The sequence below is a fragment of the Serratia odorifera genome (assembly GCF_041448735.1).
Lineage (GTDB): Bacteria > Pseudomonadota > Gammaproteobacteria > Enterobacterales > Enterobacteriaceae > Serratia_F > Serratia_F odorifera.
Genome location: NZ_JBGMUT010000002.1, coordinates 452,322 through 469,292, shown reverse-complemented (window position 1 = coordinate 469,292; position 16,971 = coordinate 452,322). Strand labels below are relative to the sequence as shown.

Here is a 16,971-nt window from a genome sequence, read left to right as displayed (position 1 = left end):
GTTATACGTCCTTAGAAAGATCCCAAATATTAGGCAGTTGAGTGTTGGAATAACCGGAGATAAAGGGCTTCACCGCGCCACTTTCGCCGTATACCGCACGCTTGACGGCGCCGATGTTGCCGCCATACACATGAATGCTGATTGACACACGATCGTTAAACGCATTGCTAACCTGGTGAATGTCGCCGTCCTGTTCCGACAGTTTCGCTACCTGCCCGGCGGTTAACCGCTCGGTGCCGCCTGCAGGCTGGGGCACGCCCTGACCGTCAAGCAGGTAACGCTGATTGATTTCAGCGCCGCGCAGCATGCCAATCAGCCCCCATACGCGGTGATCGTGGATCGGCGTGACCTGCCCTGGCCCCCAAACGAAGCTGACGATGGAAAAGCGCTGGGCGGAATCAACATGCAGCAGATACTGCTGGTAATGTTCAGGATGTGGGCGGGCGTATTCTTCGGCCAGCCAGTCATCCTGCTTGACCAGCTCGGACAGCGATTGCGCCGCCTGTTCCAGCCGCGCCGTATCGTCCAGCGGCTGTTGATGCAGTTGGGCCAATTGTTGGATGAAGCCGCGTAAACGGTCTAAGCGTAATGGCATTGTCATAGAGCCTTCCTGTCTGAAGCGGTGCCTATCACGCTAACAAAGAACTTTTTATTATTTAAATGCATTTTTGTAATAAACTAAAATGCAGAATACACATAAAGAGAGTCTCCATGCGTACAGACGACATTGACGCACTGCTGGCGGTGGTGCAATTTGCTTCGCTTAACCAGGCCGCGGAATACCTTGGTATTAGCCAATCTGCCATAACCCGCCGCCTGCAAAGCTTTGAACAGAGCCTAGGCGCCACGCTGCTGGATCGCCAAACCAAACCACTTAAACTGACGGCCGTCGGCCATCGCGTCTACGAACAGTGTCTGACGATCAAACGCGAAACCAAGCGGCTGGAAAGTTTGCTTAATCAGGATGCGGAACCGAGCGGCCCGCTGCGCCTGGGGATCCCGCAAAGCCTGAGTGAAATCGCCTTGCGGCCAGCGCTGGTTGCCCTCGGTGAGCATTACCCGCAACTGCGCCCGCAGGTGGTCTGCGGTTGGGGCGGGCAGTTGATAAAACGGCTGGAAAACGTTGAGCTGGACAGCCTGCTTGCCATGGGGCCGACGCAGCAAACCTTCGATGACAGCCTGGTGACAAAAGCGTTGTGCCCATTGGAAGTTGTCGTGATCGCCAGCAAAAATCTTCGCCTCGACACCGCCCGCCTCAGCGGTTGCGCCCATTATGGCTGGGTATTAAACCCTGATGGCTGCGGCCTGCGCGCCGGATTAAACCGCGATCTGCTGGCACACGGGCTGCGGCTGAAAGTCAATGTTGAAACCGCCGGCGCCCAGTTGCAAATCAGTCTGGTGGCTCAGGGGCTCGGGCTCGGACTGGTGCCGAAGGCGGCGTTAACCCACAGTCCGCATCAAAACGATATCACGATTGTCGAGCTGAACGACTTCCGACCGAAAGTCCAACTGTGGCAGGTCAGCAGCCCGGGATTGGGCAATTTGCAACGACCCACCACCTTTTTTGCCGAAAAGATCGTTCAGGAACTTCGCGGCCAATTGCATGAATAATAAGCGATTAGTTATATAATTAACTTTATGCATATTAACATATGATAAAAATGCATTTAAATCATTAGAACATCACGTATAGGGTATAAACACCGTGCTGCTGATTGCCAAACCTTGGCCAGCAGCCAGACCCTATCACGATTCCTGACAAGGAGTTCTAATGAGCGTTCAATTTTTAGGCATGATCGGCCACCGTCTGTCTTCGGAAATCATCCCTCCGGCTGGCCCGATATTTGATCGAGATTACATTGTGCGCTTTGCGCAAACCCACGAAGCCGCCGGTTTTGACCGCCTGCTGGTCGGCCATTGGTCCGATCAACCCGACGGATTTCTAGTCACGGCGCTGGCCGGGCTATCCACGCAAAAAATCAACTTTTTACTGGCTCACCGGCCGGGCTTCGTCTCACCGACCTTGGCGGCGCGCAAATTCGCCACGCTGGAACATCTGCTGAACGGCCGCCTGGCGGTGCATATCATCAGCGGCGGCAACGACGCCGAGCAGCGCCGCGACGGCGACTATCTCGATCACGATCGGCGCTATGCCCGCACCGAGGCGTTTTTGGAGATCGTACGCCAGGTCTGGACCCAGGAGCGGCCGTTCGACGCCCATAATGATTTCTATCAGGTCGACCAGGCCTTTTCGGCAATTAAGCCGTTGCAACAGCCCCATATTCCGATTTTCTTCGGCGGCTCATCCGACGCGGCCATCGCCGTGGCCGGTAAGCACGCCAATGTGTTTGCCCTGTGGGGCGAATCGCTGGCGCAAACCCGGGAAACCATCCAGCGCGTGCGGGCCGAAGCGGCCAAACACCAGCGCCAAATCGACTTTAGCGTCTCCTTCCGGCCGATTATTGCCGCCACCGAAACGCAGGCCTGGGAAAAAGCCAGACAGATCCTGCATGTCGCTACTGAACATGCCGCACAAGCCGGCGCGAGCCATAAGAACAAGCCCAACAGCGTCGGCGCTCAACGTCTGCTGCAAACCGTGGCGCAAGGCGATGTGGTGGATAAACGCCTGTGGACCGGCATCGCCAGATTGGTCGGTGGCGGGCACAACTCCACGGCGCTGGTGGGTACGCCGGAACAAGTGGCCGATGCCCTGCTTGATTACTACGATCTGGGCGTGCGCAACTTCCTGATCCGCGGCTTTGATCCCCTCAACGACGCTCAGGAATACGGTAAAGAACTGTTGCCGATCGCCCGTGAAAAAATTGCCCAGCGCGACGCCAAACAAAGCGCCTGATGGTCAACGGGAGAGGCACTACGTATGAGTTCTGTCCAGTCTACCCGCCTGTTTACGCGGCGACAGCATATCCAGCCGCCGCTTGAGCAGATCACCGAACAACTGGCGCAGCAGGCCGCGGCGCTGGATCGCAGCGGCGAGTTTCCACACACCAATCTGGCCTTGCTGCATGAATATGGGCTATTGGGCCTGGCCTGTGAGCAGCGTTACGGCGGCGCCGAAGCCAATCTGTCTACTTTGCAGCAGGTGGTCAGCGCCATCGCACAGGGCGAACCGTCAACGGCGCTGATCGTCTGCATGCAGTATCTGCACCACCTGCGCCTGGCCGCCAACCCCAGTTGGCCAGAAGCGTTGCGCGGTACAGTCAGCCTCAGCGCCGTGCAACGCGGGGCGCTAATCAACAGCCTGCGGGTAGAGCCGGAACTGGGTTCCCCGGCGCGCGGCGGTCTGCCCCACACCGTAGCGGCTCGCACCTCTGCCGGCTGGCGGCTCAACGGTCATAAGCTTTATACCACCGGGATTGAAGGGCTGAGCTGGCTGGCAATCTGGGCTCGCAGTGATGATGCCAACCCACAGGTGGGCACCTGGCTGGTTCCGCGCGACAGCCCGGGCATCACCCTTAAACGCAGTTGGGATCATCTGGGGATGCGCGCCACCGGCAGCCATGAGGTGATACTGCGCGATGTCATAGTACCGCTGACCCACGCGGTGGATGTTTACCCGGCCGATCGGCCGCCGCCGCCGGATACCGCGCAGCTTCAGGCTGCCGCCAATGCGCACACCGCTCTGCTGCCAGCCATCTATGACGGCATTGCGCAGGCGGCACGCCGCTGGCTGATCGCCTGGTTGCAGCAACGGGTGCCGGCCAGTCTGGGCGCCCCATTAGCCAGCCTGGCCCGCGTGCAGGAAGCCGTCGGACAAATCGATGGCTTGCTGCTGGTCAATCAGAGCCTGCTGCGCCAGGCGGCAGCGCAGGCATTCAGCACCGAACAGGCCAACCTGGCAAAAGTGACCATCACCGAAAATGCGATAGCGGCAGTGGAAAAGGCGCTAACGCAGAGCGGTAACCACGGTTTGACGCGCCATAACCCGCTGGAGCGCCACTACCGTAACGTACTCTGCGGCCGGATACATACCCCACAAAACGACAGCGCATGGATCAACGCCGGCAAAGCTTCGTTAACACCATAGGACGAAAATCACCATGTTACGTATTAAACACACCTTGGGCGCCCTATTGCTGCTCGGTCTGGCAGGCCTGCCACCGTTCGCCGATGCACGTATCACCCTGCATATTGCCGACCAAAAAGGCGGTATGCGTTCACAAATGGAAGCGGCCAATGCGCTTGACAAGCTGCCTTACGACATCAAATGGGCCGAGTTCCCCGCCGCCGCCCCGCTTGCCGAAGCATTGAACGCCGGCGCAGTTGATGTCGGCATTATTGGCGATGCCCCGTTATTGTTTGCCCTTGCGCAGGGTGCACCGGTGAAAGCGGTAGCGGTGGATAAAAGCAACCCGGCGGGCACCGCACTACTGGTGAGTGAAAACTCACCGCTGAAAAGCGGTCAGGATCTGAAAGGTAAGCGCATCGCCACCGGCAAAGGTTCGATCGGCCATTTTGTGGCGTTAAAGGCGCTGGAACAAGCCGGTCTGAGCGCGACGGACGTACAGTGGGTCTTTTTGGGGCCGGTGGATGCCAAGGTTGCGCTGCTTAGCGGCTCGGTCGACGCCTGGGGCGCCTGGGAGCCTTATACCACTCAACTGGTTAAAACCGGACAAGGCCACGTGCTGGTCAGCGGCAGCGGCCTACTGCCGGGAAATACCTTCCTGGCGGCCACGGATGCAACGCTCGCCGATAGCGCTAAACGCCAGGCACTGCAGGATTACCTGAACCGCCTGGCAAAAGCGGAACGCTGGGCCTATGCCAATCTCGACAGCTACGGGAACACGCTGGGGAAAATCATTAAATTCCCGCCCGAAATCGCGCGCGAACAGTTCGCCAGCCGCCAGCTGCGTTGGCAGCAGATTGACGAGACAACCGTGCGTCAACAGCAGGCCACGGCGGATTTTTATCAGGCTAACGGTCTGATCCGGCAGCCCCTCGACGTTACCCACACTTTTGATAAAGGTTTTAGCGTGCCGCCGTTGGCGCAGACACAACAGGAAGGTCAGCCATGAATCCCCTAGCCCAGTATTCACGCCGTAGATTCCTCCGACTGGGTGGCAGCCTGCTGGCAGCCCCGGCGTTGGCCGGCATATCACCAAAGCTGTTCGCCCATGATATGGCAACCATGCATCAGGATGGCGGTAACGCCCTGCGCCTGCCTGAACCCTACAAGTTGAAACTCGCCATCAACCAGAGCGCGGTGTGTATTGCTCCCGTCACCGTAGCGGAACAGCAGCGCTTCTTCAGCAAATACAATTTGGACGTTGAATTTGTCAACTTCGGCAACTCGACCGATCTGCTGTTGGAGGCGATCGCCACCGGCAAAGCCGATGCCGGCATCGGCATGGCCCTGCGCTGGTTGAAGGCGCTGGAGCAAGGCTTTGACGTAAAGCTCACCGCCGGTACCCACGGCGGCTGCCTGAATTTGCTGACCGCCAAAAATGCCCCCTTTACCAGCCTGGACAAACTGAAAGGGCAAACCATCGGTGTGACCGATATGGCAGGCCCTGACAAGAACTTTTTTGCCATTCTGCTCAAACGCCATGGCGTAGATCCGATCGCCGATGTGCAATGGAAGGTTTATCCCGCCGATTTATTAAGCGTGGCGTTGGATAAACAGGAAATTGCCGCCATCAGCGGCAGTGAACCCTTTAGCTACCGCTTATTGGAAAGCGGCAAATACCAACTGCTGGCCAGCAATATGACCGGCGAATACGCCAACCTCAGTTGCTGCGTGGTTGGCGTCAGTGGGTCGCTGGCCCGTGAACACAGAGCCGCAGCGGCGGCGTTGACCCAGGCGCTGCTTGATGCACACAGCTACGCGGCAGAGCACCCGGAAAGCGTTGCCGAAGCCTTTATGGCCCACGCGTTAAACACCAACGTCAAGGAAGTGGCCGGCATTATCCATGGTCAGGCTCATGGACATCATGCCGTTGGGCAAGCTTTCGTCAAAGAACTTACCCAATACGTCAGCGATTTACAGCTGGTACAGGTGATTAAACCCACGACCGACGCCCACCAATTTGCGGAGAGCATTTATGCCGACGTATTTGCTTGATAGCACCATAAAAGGCGAAAAAACCGCCAGAGGAAGGATCTGGCTCACCGGCCTGCTTGCCGCAGCTGCGTGGCTGGCGGCCGGGCTTATCACTCTCTATTGGCCTAACGCCATCCGCCAGTGGCCCTATAGCCAGGCCTGGGCTTATCTGCAACTGGCACTGGCGGTGGCGTTGCTGGCTCTGACGCTGAGCTATCGGCGCTGGAACGGGAGTTTGCTGCGTTTGCAACGCGCCGGGCAATGGCTGATCGCGCTGCCGCTGTTTTTCAGCCTGTGGCAACTGCTCACGGCGAAAACCGGGGTGCTGCCGGTACCGTTTTTCGCTCCGCCGCAGGCGCTGATTGAGGTTTACCTTACCGACTGGCCGCGCCTGCTGACCAGCCTGTATCACTCGCTGTCGTTATTGTTGCTGGGGGTAGCGATTGGAACCCTGAGCGGCTTTGTCAGCGGCGTGGCGATCGGCTGGTCGCAGCGCATTGGCTATTGGGTGCACCCGATACTGCGCATTCTCGGGCCGGTGCCGTCGACCGCCTTGCTACCGCTGTGCCTGTTCATCTTCCCGAGCAGCTTTGGCGCCAGCGTGTTTCTGATCGCTCTGGCGACCTGGTTCCCGGTTACCGTTCTCACCTGGTCGGGCGTCGCCAACATCGATAAAGCCTATTACGACGTAGCGCGCACCCTGGGCGCCAGTCAGCGCTTTTTGATTTTCCACGTGGCGATCCCCGCCGCCCTGCCCAGCGTGTTTGTCGGCCTGTTTATGGGATTGGGAGCGTCTTTCTCCGTACTGATCGTCGCGGAGATGGTTGGGGTTAAAGCCGGTATCGGCTTTTATCTGCAATGGGCGCAGGGCTGGGCTGCCTATCCCAATATGTACGCGGCGCTGATTGTAATGGCCTGTCTGTGTTCCGGGCTGATCAGCCTGCTGTTTTTGCTGCGCGATCGACTGCTCGGTTGGCAAAAAGGAGTGATGAAATGGTAGCGCAAGCCGCACAGGCTCAGAGTAAAGCCACAGGCACAGCGATTGACGTACGCAACGTCAGCCACCGTTTCGCCCTGGGTAAACGGGAAATCGCCGTGCTGGATAACATCAGCCTGAGCATTGCCCCCGGTGAAAGCGTCGCACTACTCGGACCTTCCGGCTGTGGGAAATCCACGCTGCTGCGCCTGCTGGCCGGACTGGAGCCGTTACAGACCGGTCAGTTGCTTGCCGACGGCCGGCCACTCGGCGCCCCCAGCCCCGAACGCATTCTGGTTTTCCAGGATCCCACGCTCTACCCATGGCGGACGGTGCGGCAAAACGTGCTGCTCGGGCCGCAGGCGCAGGGGCTAAGTGGTCAGGAACATCAGGCCGACAGCCTGATTGACCGTATCGGCCTCAACGAGTTCGCCAACGCCTACCCGAAGCAGCTATCCGGCGGCATGGCCCAGCGCGCCGCATTGGCGCGCGCGCTACTCAACGAGCCGCGCCTGCTGTTGCTCGATGAGCCACTGGGAAAACTGGACTCGCTGACGCGTATCAGTATGCAGCGCGAATTGATTAACCTCTGGCAAAGCCAGGGCTACACCAGCCTGCTGGTGACGCACGACATTGAAGAAGCGCTGCTATTGTGCGATCGGGTAATGGTGCTGTCGCCGCGTCCGAGCCGAATTCTGGCGCAATTTGCCGTGCCGCTCGCCTACCCGCGTCACCGCGACGCCCCGCTGCTGATTCAACACCGACAGGACATTTTGAAAATTCTGGGCCAAGAGAGCGATTGGTAACTTTACTGCCCATCGCTGCCAATATTTGTCAAACCACCATTAACGGGAGTTGTTATGTCTTTGGTGTCTATCCCTACCGCCAACAGCGGCGCAGTAAAAAACGACGTCAGCCAGGAGGAGTGGCAAGAACGCGTCAAACTGGCTGCCGCTTATCAATTGGCGGCCCTGTATAACTGGACCGATCATATTTATACCCATTTCTCGGCGCGCGTGCCGGGCGCGGAAGAACATTTCCTGATTAACGCCTACGGCCTGCTATTCAGTGAAATCACCGCCTCCAACCTGGTGAAAATCGATTTGGACGGCAATATTATTGCCGATCCCACCGGGCTTGGCATTAATCAGGCCGGCTTTGTGATCCACAGCGCCATACACCGCGCCCGACCCGATCTGAAAGCCGTGCTGCATACCCACACCAAAGACGGTGCGGCAGTATCGGCGCAAAAAGACGGTTTGTTGCCGCTGTCACAACATGCGCTGGCTTACTATTCGCGCATTACCTATCACGAATATGAAGGCGTAGCGCTCGATCTGGATGAGCAGGAACGGTTGGTTAACGATCTGGGCCACGGCAACGTGATGATTTTGCGCAACCACGGGCTGCTGGCCGGCGGCGTGAGTATCGAGCACGCGTTCCGGGAACTGCACGGTTTGGAGCGCGCCTGTAACATTCAGGTGGCGGCGCTCGCCGGCGGGCGAGACAATCTGCACTATGCGCCGCCGGCCGCGATCGAAAAGGTCAAGGCGCAGTCCATGCGGTTTCGCAGCGGCACGGATGAGATCACGCAAAAGCACTGGGCGGCAGCCATCCGCCAGTTGGAGGCCAGTGGTTTATCCAGCTTTAATCGATAATCTGTTGAGCGATGTGCCTGCTGCCATGAGACATCGCGGTGGCTGGTACCGTTTCGTCACATTCCCGCATGGCATGCCGGTGATGATATGAGACTCTCCCAGGTGAGATGATGAAGAGCGTCATGATTCAGCGCAACGCTGACGAAACCAGACAAAACAGCTGATTTCGGCAAAAAATGTGCCGGCTGAAGGCGACTATATCTCCTTTAGCGAAAATAAAATCTGCGCGTTAACCGGCGTGGCTCGCACGGCGTTATCAGGTTTATTTTGGCGTCGATTCACTCGACGAAATAGCCGAACATCTGACACCGTATCGTCTTATGTTCTGGGGCGCAATTTTAGCGCTGCATCACAATGACAAAGAAGGTTACAGCTTAAAATCGGTAACTGACTTTATTCATTCACACCAATCTCGCCCCTGCATTATGCGGGGGATGTCTGCTTGTGCATCGCTGAACGATTATTTCGGCAACATGTTGCTGACATCGGTTCCCGAGGGTTTTTGATAAATCCCCAAAGAAAAGTAACGAGCCGTCGCATACATATACTCGAAAATTTCCGACTGTGTTTCTTCATAGTTTTCCCAGAAGACATTTGAGCTGAAACAGTATATTTCAATCGGCAATCCTTCTGATGTCGGACTAAGTTGCCGCACCACCAGATACATATCCTTTCTAATATCTTCCCGCCCCTTCAAATACTCCAGTAAGTATTTTCTAAACAATCCAAGATTGGTAATCCCATGGTGACTCAGCTGTTCATCCGACAGCGTTGCCATTTTTTTACTGAGATATTCTTTCAGTCCAACATATTTTTCTGGCGATAACGCTGTTAACCTCTCAAGTAACGCGGTATCGGCAAAGGTGACGCTAGATTGATCAACAAAGAAACTGCGCTTAATGCGACGTCCGCCCGAGGAGAACATCGGTTGCCAGTTGGTATAGGTTTCTGTGATCAGGTTCTTGGTCGGTACCCGCGACAGGGTATTGTCCCAGTTACGAATAGTGATGGTATGTAGCGCAATATCAACAACTTCGCCGCTGATCTCTCCATGAGCAATCTCTATCCAGTCGCCGGTTTGAATAACGTTAGAGGACGATACCTGGATATTTGCCACCAGTGATGTCAGCGTATGTTGAAATACCAGCATGAGCACGGCTGCCACCGCCCCCAGACTAGAGATAATGATTACCGGTGACTTATTGGACAATGTGGCAATCACTAAAATAGTCGCAATGGATGACACAATAATCTTGCCGATCTGCACATATCCTTTAATCGAATGCGCTTTTTCACCGTGTCTGCGAATATAGGTGGTATTGGTGATATCCAGAAGTTCGTTGATCAGCATGGTGGCATTAATAATAAATAACACCCCGCAAATGGTACTGATGGCTTCCTGTAGCCCCGGAGGCAATCCCGGAATAAGACGTGACAGAAAGTAGAACGTGACGACGGGAATAATGTTCGTCAAACGCCGAGCGACCCGCATGTCCTTGTCCAGAGGATCGTGCTTATGCGAGTGGAGGATGAACCGCCTCACCAGACCCAGCAGGAAAAGCTTACAGATAATCGCTGTCACAAAAGCGGTAAATAGCATAAAAACAACCGCTAGCAGGGAAAAGGCGAATGGGCTCGACTTAAGCCAGTCCCAGATAAACAACAGCGTTTGCATCAACTCAACCCCTCAACAAAGAAAAACTAATCCATAGTAGCCAACTTTAAACTATTTTCTTTGCTAAATATGGGATTGCTGGATTCATTCATCGGTAATCCGGCTCAACGCCTAAATCTGAGCGGGCTTTTTGCTTATCGGGTTTTAGCCGACGATGATGCGCGGGATCGCCAGACGGCTGAAAATTGGTTATCATCCGCCCCCACTCTCCGTTCAGGCAAGCTGATGTCTACCATTGTCGATAGCTTTATTGCCCCGCCGTGTCATGACAGGATAGAGATCCTCTATCAGGACGAGCAGCTGGTACTGATCGATAAACCCGCCGGGCTGCTCAGCCTGTCGGGGAAAAATGCGCAAAATATCGATTCGGTGCATCATCGGCTGGTGCAGATTTTTCCTGGCTGCACGCTGGTTCACCGCCTGGATTTCGGCACCTCCGGGCTGATGCTGATTGCCCGCAATAAGGCGATTAATGCCGCCCTCTGCCAGCAGTTCAGTCAACGTACGGTAAGCAAGGAGTACCACGCGCTACTGTGTGGGCATCTGGAGCACAACGAAGGGGTGATAGACGCGGCGATAGCCAAAGACCCGGCACTGTTCCCGTTGATGTCGATTTGCTCAATCCACGGCAAGCCCGCCCGCTCCCGCTATCAGGTCGTTGAGCGCGGTTATCACGCCGTGGCAGAGCAGCGGCCAGTGCCGGTGACGCGGGTACGGTTAACGCCGGAGACCGGGCGCACCCACCAGTTACGTATCCACTGCCAGCAGTTGGGTCACCCTATTTTGGGTTGCGATCTGTACGGCGGCCGCCTGTTGCCAGGCACCGAGCAGACGCCGCGGCTGATGCTGCACGCCAGCGAGTTACAGTTTGTTCATCCCGTCAGTCAACGGCGAATCACCGCCCGCCAAGCAAGCCCGTTCTAAGCGCAAAAATGGTGTTGCCGCTCGCTATGGCTGCAAAGCAGCGGCGCCAGGGTTGAGGATCCAACCCATGGCCTGTAACCGCTGATTACCACATCAAATCATCAGGCACTTTAAAGTCGGCATACGGATCTTCTTCATCCTGCTCTTCCTGACTCAGCGCACTGTTCAAGACAATACTGCTGGCATCTCGCTGGGCAATTTTGTCGGCAACGCTGGCGGGGATAATGGCGTATTCTTTCTCGGCGCCGTTATCAACCACCAACGCCGCGATGGCAAGCCGACCGCTAATCAGCTGGGCCTGAGTGGTCTTGTCGACATAGATTTTTTTAATCACATTGCTATCGGTGAAGTTAAAGCCGATATCACCTTTTGCAATGACGATTTTGTTCATTTCAATCAGCTGCTTGACCTGCGCTTTATACTCTTTGGATAACGCCGCCTGTTTTTGTTGTTCGCTCAGCTGTTTGTCGCGCTCAAGTTGCGCTTTTTTGTTTTCTTCTACCGCTTCTCTGGCCTCACGCGCCTGCACGCGTGATTTTTTAGCCGTTCTCTGGACTTTGGCCATTTTTTTGCTGGTTACCAAGCCCGCTTTGAGCATCTGCTCTTGTAAGGTGAGTTTTGTCATCGTCATTTCTAAACCGGTTGAATAATGACGGCGATTATACCCATTATTTTTGTGGCTGCACCAGGTTGCATCCACCACTGACCGGGTGGCAAACGCTAGCCGGCTGTCAGCGTTGAACAACAGCCACCCACCATTAGCTGCGTTAACCTGGCCCCTCACTGCCCGCCGCCAACAGCGGAACCAGCACGTCGCCGATCGGCATGGGGATCCCCTGCAAGCGCCCGTAACGCTGTATTACGCCGTTGCGAATATCCCACTCCAGTGGCCGATTGGCCTGGCGATCGGCTAGTATCGAGGTGCCTAAATCCGCCGGGGCGCGATGGAAACCGTCGACGATCTCCTGCGGCACGTTGTCGTCAAGTTTAGCCCCCTGCGTACGCGCCACTGCCAGACACTCATGCAGATAAGCCAGAGCCAGTGCGGTAATGTCCGGCCGGGCAAACATCCCGGTACGGCGATTGGCCAACACCATCAGCCCCGCCACCGCATTCTGCAACAGCTTGCGCCAGGCGATAGTCAGAAAGTCGGCTGACAGCTCCACCGTACAGCCGCTGCCGCCGAGCGCATCGGTGACCCGTGTTGCCGACGGCACCGCCGGCAGCGTCAGGCGTGGTTTGGCACGCAGCCAGACAGACGCGTCTGGTTCACGCTGAGCCGGGAACCACACTACCGAAGGCAGCACCGTTGCGCCATTGACGTAGGGTGCCAACTGGGTTTGCTGTTCGACGCCGTTCTGCAAGGCGCAAACCACGGTGTTTTCGTTACACAGCGCGGCCAGCCAGTCGGCGCTGTCGGTTATCTGGGTGGTTTTCACCGCCACAAACACCAGATCGAACGGCTGGCGGATCGCCGCCGGATTGCTCAATACCGGGCCAGGTACCACAACTTCACCGCCATCATGACGCAGAATCAGCTGCGGATAGGCGGTGCGCCCGCAGAGCACTGGCGTACGGCCAACTTGATGCAATACTGCCGCAATGGTGGTGCCGATGGCCCCCGGACCAATAAGCGCTATCGAAGGATGCTTTGACATAGTGTGTTGTCCTGTGTTGATTAACCCATGATCACAATACCGCTGACAATCACCGTGCATGCCAGCATTTTTCCCAGCGTCAGTGTTTCGCCAAGAAACAGATAGCCCAGCAGCGCGGCAAACAGTACGCTGGTTTCACGCAGCGCCGAGACTGCGCCCATCGGGGCTGCCGCCATGGCATAGATAATGATGCCGTAAGCCAGTAGCGAAACCACGCCACCGGTGGCCGCGCGCCCTACGCCGGCGCGCCAACGCAGCAGACTTTTACCGTCACGCAGCGCGATATACAGCGCTGGCATCAAGATTCCCCATAAAGCGCTCATCCAGACGGTATAGGACAGCGCATTGCCGGACAGGCGCACGCCGATACCATCCACCACGCTATACGCGGCGATAAACACGCCGGTCGCCAGTGCGTATTGCACCGTCGGCCTCGTCAGCTTGCGCCCCCGGAAGGCGAGCAACAGGATCCCCACGCATACCAGCGCAATACCGCCCAGGGTGTTGAGCTCGATCTGTTCCCCGGCCAGGAGGGCCGCCGCGCAGGTGACCAGCAGTGGCGCAGAGCCGCGTGCAATCGGGTAGGTTTGCCCGAGTTCCCCGCTGTGATAACTGCGTATCAGGCACAGGTTATAACCAACGTGCAGCAGGGCCGACAGCAGCGCGTACCTCCAGCTGGCGCTGGCCGGCAGTGGCAAAAACGGCATCGCCAGCGCGCAGCTCACGGCGATGGCGAGGCACATGATGGTCATCGACCATAGCCGGTCGGTGCCGCCACGCAATAAGGTATTCCAACTGGCATGCAGCAGCGCGGCGAATAGCGTAAGCAGAATAATATGATTGGGCATCTGCTGATGCTAAACAGCCGGTGCGCCAATGAACAGTGAAGTGTCGTCATCATGTCATGAGTAAATACTCATGACTTAACGGTAGCTGCACTGCGCCTGCTGCGACTCTGCCTGTAGCCAGCTGCGGAATTTGACAATATGCGGCCGTGTTTCGATGCCCTGCGGGCAGACAAAATAATAGGCGGCCGGTGACGGAAAAGGCACCGCAAACAGCCGCACCAGCGTGCCTTCGCCGAGCTCTTTTTCCACGTGCCCACTGCGCGCCAGCGCAATGCCTTGCCCCAGCAGCGCCGCTTCAATCGTCATATTGGTATCGGCGAAGCGCACGCTTTCGTGCAACACTTCGGTATTTATGCCAACCAGCTTGAACCAGACGTCCCATTTCGGCACCAGATCGGCGCCGTCACGCGTCAGTAGCGGGTAGCGCAACAGTTCGGCAGGTTCACGCGGAGTACCAAAGCGCTGTAACAGTGCCGGACTTGCCACCGGGAACAGCTGCTCGCGGAACATAAACTCGGTGTGTAGCGCGGGGTAATTGCCGTGGCCGAAGCGGATCGCCACGTCGGCATCGGTGCTGGCGAAGTTGATCGCCTGATCGGTGCTTTCCAGAGTCACCAGAATTTCCGGATGCAAACGCGCCAACTCCGGCAGGCGTGGCAGCAACCACTTTAATGCAAAAGAATAGGTGGTATTGACGCGCAGTCGCACCCGGCCCTTTTGCTCTCGCAGATCGGCCAGCGTGGTTTCCAACTTGCTGAAAAATTCACGCACCAGCGGGGCCAGTGCCGCGCCGGCCGGCGTCAGACTGAGATTTTTACCGCGCTGAAAAAGCTGCAGACCCCAGATTTCTTCCAGCTTTTTCAATTGATGGCTAACCGCACTTTGGGTGATAAACAGCTCTGCGGCCGCCGAGGTGAAGGTGGTGTGACGGGTGGCAACTTCAAACGCGCGTAGCGTAGCGGTAGGAGGAAGGTCACGCATGATTCTGTTCCTGTGAATGAGCTAATGCTCATAACACCATACGCCGGGTGCCCGGCAAAATATACGCGCATCGGGCAAAGCGACCGCAGCACCAGCGTTACCGGTATACGCCCTGCGAGCGGCTGTTCTACGGGGCATACTCCGCTTGATAGCGGTGTCTTTTGTCGCGCGTTCTTGTAAAAAGAACTCTCGTTGTCTACCGCCTATTCGCCTCTCTGGCGGAGGGTAAGCTAGTGTTACTGGAGAGATATCAGCCAATCAGCCTGACGAGAAGCATGGAGGACGTGATGATAACGCTATGTAAAGCTTGCGGAACATCCTATGAGACGGCCGACGCTCATCCGCAACGGTGCCAAATCTGCCTGGATGAACGCCAGTACGTACCGGTAACGGGACAACAATGGATTGACTTCGATACCCTGGTTGCCTCACACACCAACAAGTGGAAACAGCATCAGGAAAACCTGTTTAGCATCCGCACCGTGCCTGATTTTGCCATTAACCAGCGTGCTTTTATTCTGCGAACCGCGCAGGGCAATATTCTGTGGGACTGCATCGCCACGCTCGATGACGCCACCAAAACGCTGGTTAATTCTCTGGGCGGACTGAAGGCTATTGCCATCTCGCACCCGCATTACTACACCACCATGCAGCAATGGGCCGACCAATTTGATGCCGAAATTTACCTGCATGCCCGCGATCGCCAGTGGATCATGCGCGATAGCCCGCGGATCACCCTTTGGCAAGGTGACAGCCTGGCGCTAACCACAGATAGTCAACCTGCTACGTCTCGGGGGACACTTCGCCGGCGGTAGCGTGCTTCACTGGGCGACGGGTGATGGCATATTGCTGTGCGGGGACATCCTGCAGGTGACGCCAGGCGCCAACGGCGTATCGTTCATGTGGAGTTATCCCAACATGCTGCCGCTGCCGGCGGCGACGGTTAGCGATATGGTGCACCGCCTGAACGGCGTGAGTTTCAACACCCTTTACGGCGCGTTTGAAGGCAAGGATATAATGGCGAATGCCGATCGGCTGGTGCAGCGTAGTGGGGAAAAATACATTGCCTGTCTTGATTAAACAGCGTGAGCGGAATGTATCGACAGGAAAATCCGCCCTGCGCTGGCAGACGGTGGCTGCGCTGACGGTTTGCCGTGACATCAAGCCGCTCGGCGCCTAAAGGCGGTTATCTACGCGCAGCGGCTAATTCATCTCTTTTGCCAGCATTTGCAGTTGGCTCTTCAGCCAGTTGGTCGCGCCCCGCTGGCCACTGCGTTTATGTGAATAAATCTTCACCTCAAACCGGCGGATGGCGAACGGCAAGGCAAATAGCTTGATATCGGCTGCCGGCATCAGCTTTTCGGCGGCAAAACGGGGGATCGCCATCAGCAGATCGCTTTGTGCAACAATAAACGGCGCACTGAGCATCGACGGTGTTTTGATTGCTATCTGCCGCGTATACCCCATCTGTTCCAGCTGTAAATCCACAACGCCCTGCTTTTCATTCCACGGTGTTACAACCAGGTGCCGGGCGGCGAGATAATCCTCCAGCGTCAGCCGCGTACGCTGGGGGTTGCTGATAACGACATACTCATCTTCAAACCAGCTGATTTCATCCAGTTCCGGATAGTGGATATCTTCCGGCGTGCTGAATCCCAGCGCCAGATCCACTTCGCCTGCCAGCAGTTCCGTCAGCGCCGGGCTGTGCGGCAAATAGAGTAACTCAAAGCGCAGGCCGGGGGCATGATGCTGCAGTGTGTGCATCAGGGCAGGGAAAATGCAGAAGGCGGTAAAATCGGTAATCGCAATCTGTAACCGCTCGCTACTGGTAGCAGCATCAAACTCCGGCTGTGGCGTCAGCTGCCGATTGAGGAAAGCCAGTGACGATGCAATGGCCGGCGCCAACTGGCTGGCATACACGCTGGGGCACATACGGTGGCCTTGCCGGTAAAATAGCGGATCGTTCAGGCTGTCACGCAGTCGCGACAGCGCATGGCTCAGCGCCGATGTACTCATCGCCAGTTCATCCGCCGCCAGACGAACCGAGCGGTGACGATAAATTGCGTCAAAAACCGGCAGCAGATTTAAGTCAAGGCGCCTCAGCGCCGGATGCATAATATTCATCATTTAGTGATTTCATTGCACTTAATTCTTCTGACAATACCCCTTATGCTGGTTATCAACAATATCGAC

The 16,971-nt window shown here is 56.6% G+C and carries 16 protein-coding genes and 1 pseudogene; 10 read left to right on the top strand and 7 right to left on the bottom strand.

Annotation, left to right across the window (positions count from 1 at the left end; all coding sequences use genetic code 11):
* Window position 1 precedes the first annotated feature (1 nt).
* Window positions 2–601 (bottom strand): cysteine dioxygenase family protein, encoded by a 600-nt coding sequence (locus ACCC84_RS08270; RefSeq protein WP_198772970.1) that lies wholly within the window; start codon window positions 599–601, stop codon window positions 2–4.
* A gap of 110 nt (window positions 602–711) precedes the next feature.
* Here ACCC84_RS08270 and ACCC84_RS08265 point away from each other — a divergent pair, with 110 nt between their 5' ends.
* The 8 genes from ACCC84_RS08265 to ACCC84_RS08230 all read left to right on the top strand — a co-directional run bounded on the left by ACCC84_RS08265 (window position 712) and on the right by ACCC84_RS08230 (window position 8,692).
* Window positions 712–1,611 carry a LysR family transcriptional regulator gene (locus ACCC84_RS08265; RefSeq protein ID WP_004961184.1) on the top strand — a complete coding sequence of 300 codons (900 nt, stop codon included), beginning with the start codon at window positions 712–714 and terminating at the stop codon, window positions 1,609–1,611.
* A 160-nt stretch (window positions 1,612–1,771) separates the two neighbouring features.
* Entirely contained in the window at window positions 1,772–2,854 is a 1,083-nt protein-coding gene (locus ACCC84_RS08260; RefSeq protein WP_004961181.1) for an LLM class flavin-dependent oxidoreductase, read from the top strand.
* 24 nt (window positions 2,855–2,878) lie between these two features.
* Window positions 2,879–4,045: an acyl-CoA dehydrogenase family protein gene (locus ACCC84_RS08255; protein ID WP_004961179.1), complete on the top strand. Its 1,167-nt coding sequence runs from the start codon at window positions 2,879–2,881 to the stop codon at window positions 4,043–4,045.
* A 13-nt stretch (window positions 4,046–4,058) separates the two neighbouring features.
* Window positions 4,059–5,033 carry an ABC transporter substrate-binding protein gene (locus ACCC84_RS08250; protein ID WP_004961177.1) on the top strand — a complete coding sequence of 325 codons (975 nt, stop codon included), beginning with the start codon at window positions 4,059–4,061 and terminating at the stop codon, window positions 5,031–5,033.
* Window positions 5,030–6,079, top strand: coding sequence for an ABC transporter substrate-binding protein (locus ACCC84_RS08245; protein ID WP_004961176.1), 1,050 nt, complete (start codon window positions 5,030–5,032; stop codon window positions 6,077–6,079). Before ACCC84_RS08250 ends, ACCC84_RS08245 begins: the two co-directional genes overlap by 4 nt.
* Window positions 6,060–7,058 carry an ABC transporter permease gene (locus tag ACCC84_RS08240; protein WP_004961174.1) on the top strand — a complete coding sequence of 333 codons (999 nt, stop codon included), beginning with the start codon at window positions 6,060–6,062 and terminating at the stop codon, window positions 7,056–7,058. The genes ACCC84_RS08245 and ACCC84_RS08240 overlap by 20 nt, the downstream gene beginning before the upstream one ends.
* Window positions 7,052–7,840, top strand: a complete 789-nt coding sequence (locus ACCC84_RS08235) for an ABC transporter ATP-binding protein (RefSeq protein ID WP_198772972.1) — start codon at window positions 7,052–7,054, stop codon at window positions 7,838–7,840. Before ACCC84_RS08240 ends, ACCC84_RS08235 begins: the two co-directional genes overlap by 7 nt.
* Before the next feature lie 54 nt (window positions 7,841–7,894).
* Complete coding sequence (locus ACCC84_RS08230; RefSeq protein WP_004961171.1) at window positions 7,895–8,692, top strand: class II aldolase/adducin family protein; 798 nt, start codon at window positions 7,895–7,897, stop codon at window positions 8,690–8,692.
* A 460-nt stretch (window positions 8,693–9,152) separates the two neighbouring features.
* Here ACCC84_RS08230 and ACCC84_RS08225 read toward each other — a convergent pair whose 3' ends face one another.
* Window positions 9,153–10,367 (bottom strand): mechanosensitive ion channel family protein, encoded by a 1,215-nt coding sequence (locus tag ACCC84_RS08225; RefSeq protein ID WP_004961168.1) that lies wholly within the window; start codon window positions 10,365–10,367, stop codon window positions 9,153–9,155.
* Window positions 10,368–10,592: 225 nt separating this feature from the next.
* On the opposite strand from ACCC84_RS08225, the gene ACCC84_RS08220 reads away from it, so the two are divergent.
* Window positions 10,593–11,291 carry an RluA family pseudouridine synthase gene (locus tag ACCC84_RS08220; protein WP_371901736.1) on the top strand — a complete coding sequence of 233 codons (699 nt, stop codon included), beginning with the start codon at window positions 10,593–10,595 and terminating at the stop codon, window positions 11,289–11,291.
* Between the two features lie 85 nt (window positions 11,292–11,376).
* On the opposite strand, the gene ACCC84_RS08215 is transcribed toward ACCC84_RS08220, so the two are convergent.
* The 4 genes from ACCC84_RS08215 to gcvA all read right to left on the bottom strand — a co-directional run bounded on the left by ACCC84_RS08215 (window position 11,377) and on the right by gcvA (window position 14,778).
* Complete coding sequence (locus ACCC84_RS08215; protein WP_039992668.1) at window positions 11,377–11,916, bottom strand: DUF2058 domain-containing protein; 540 nt, start codon at window positions 11,914–11,916, stop codon at window positions 11,377–11,379.
* Window positions 11,917–12,058: 142 nt separating this feature from the next.
* On the bottom strand, window positions 12,059–12,949 hold the full coding sequence (locus ACCC84_RS08210; protein WP_371901735.1) for an oxidoreductase: 891 nt from the start codon (window positions 12,947–12,949) through the stop codon (window positions 12,059–12,061).
* A gap of 20 nt (window positions 12,950–12,969) precedes the next feature.
* Window positions 12,970–13,797, bottom strand: a complete 828-nt coding sequence (locus ACCC84_RS08205; protein WP_004961160.1) for a DMT family transporter — start codon at window positions 13,795–13,797, stop codon at window positions 12,970–12,972.
* Between the two features lie 75 nt (window positions 13,798–13,872).
* On the bottom strand, window positions 13,873–14,778 hold the full coding sequence (gene gcvA / locus ACCC84_RS08200) for a transcriptional regulator GcvA (protein ID WP_004961157.1): 906 nt from the start codon (window positions 14,776–14,778) through the stop codon (window positions 13,873–13,875).
* A 287-nt stretch (window positions 14,779–15,065) separates the two neighbouring features.
* Between gcvA and ACCC84_RS08195 the strand changes: the two are divergent.
* Window positions 15,066–15,858 (top strand): annotated as a pseudogene (locus ACCC84_RS08195) (MBL fold metallo-hydrolase).
* A gap of 123 nt (window positions 15,859–15,981) precedes the next feature.
* Here the strand turns inward: ACCC84_RS08195 and ACCC84_RS08190 are convergent.
* Entirely contained in the window at window positions 15,982–16,905 is a 924-nt protein-coding gene (locus ACCC84_RS08190) for a LysR family transcriptional regulator (RefSeq protein WP_198772975.1), read from the bottom strand.
* Window positions 16,906–16,971: the final 66 nt, after the last annotated feature.

Excerpts from the sequence above, each read along its gene's own strand:
- ACCC84_RS08265 (WP_004961184.1), top strand. The coding sequence starts at position 712 with ATGCGTACAGACGACATTGACGCACTGCTGGCGGTGGTGCAATTTGCT.
- ACCC84_RS08190 (WP_198772975.1), bottom strand. The coding sequence starts at position 16,905 with ATGATGAATATTATGCATCCGGCGCTGAGGCGCCTTGACTTAAATCTG.
- ACCC84_RS08225 (WP_004961168.1), bottom strand. The coding sequence starts at position 10,367 with ATGCAAACGCTGTTGTTTATCTGGGACTGGCTTAAGTCGAGCCCATTC.
- ACCC84_RS08260 (WP_004961181.1), top strand. The coding sequence starts at position 1,772 with ATGAGCGTTCAATTTTTAGGCATGATCGGCCACCGTCTGTCTTCGGAA.
- ACCC84_RS08245 (WP_004961176.1), top strand. The coding sequence starts at position 5,030 with ATGAATCCCCTAGCCCAGTATTCACGCCGTAGATTCCTCCGACTGGGT.
- ACCC84_RS08240 (WP_004961174.1), top strand. The coding sequence starts at position 6,060 with ATGCCGACGTATTTGCTTGATAGCACCATAAAAGGCGAAAAAACCGCC.
- gcvA (WP_004961157.1), bottom strand. The coding sequence starts at position 14,778 with ATGCGTGACCTTCCTCCTACCGCTACGCTACGCGCGTTTGAAGTTGCC.
- ACCC84_RS08250 (WP_004961177.1), top strand. The coding sequence starts at position 4,059 with ATGTTACGTATTAAACACACCTTGGGCGCCCTATTGCTGCTCGGTCTG.
- ACCC84_RS08215 (WP_039992668.1), bottom strand. The coding sequence starts at position 11,916 with ATGACAAAACTCACCTTACAAGAGCAGATGCTCAAAGCGGGCTTGGTA.
- ACCC84_RS08220 (WP_371901736.1), top strand. The coding sequence starts at position 10,593 with ATGTCTACCATTGTCGATAGCTTTATTGCCCCGCCGTGTCATGACAGG.
- ACCC84_RS08270 (WP_198772970.1), bottom strand. The coding sequence starts at position 601 with ATGACAATGCCATTACGCTTAGACCGTTTACGCGGCTTCATCCAACAA.
- ACCC84_RS08210 (WP_371901735.1), bottom strand. The coding sequence starts at position 12,949 with ATGTCAAAGCATCCTTCGATAGCGCTTATTGGTCCGGGGGCCATCGGC.
- ACCC84_RS08205 (WP_004961160.1), bottom strand. The coding sequence starts at position 13,797 with ATGCCCAATCATATTATTCTGCTTACGCTATTCGCCGCGCTGCTGCAT.
- ACCC84_RS08255 (WP_004961179.1), top strand. The coding sequence starts at position 2,879 with ATGAGTTCTGTCCAGTCTACCCGCCTGTTTACGCGGCGACAGCATATC.
- ACCC84_RS08235 (WP_198772972.1), top strand. The coding sequence starts at position 7,052 with ATGGTAGCGCAAGCCGCACAGGCTCAGAGTAAAGCCACAGGCACAGCG.
- ACCC84_RS08230 (WP_004961171.1), top strand. The coding sequence starts at position 7,895 with ATGTCTTTGGTGTCTATCCCTACCGCCAACAGCGGCGCAGTAAAAAAC.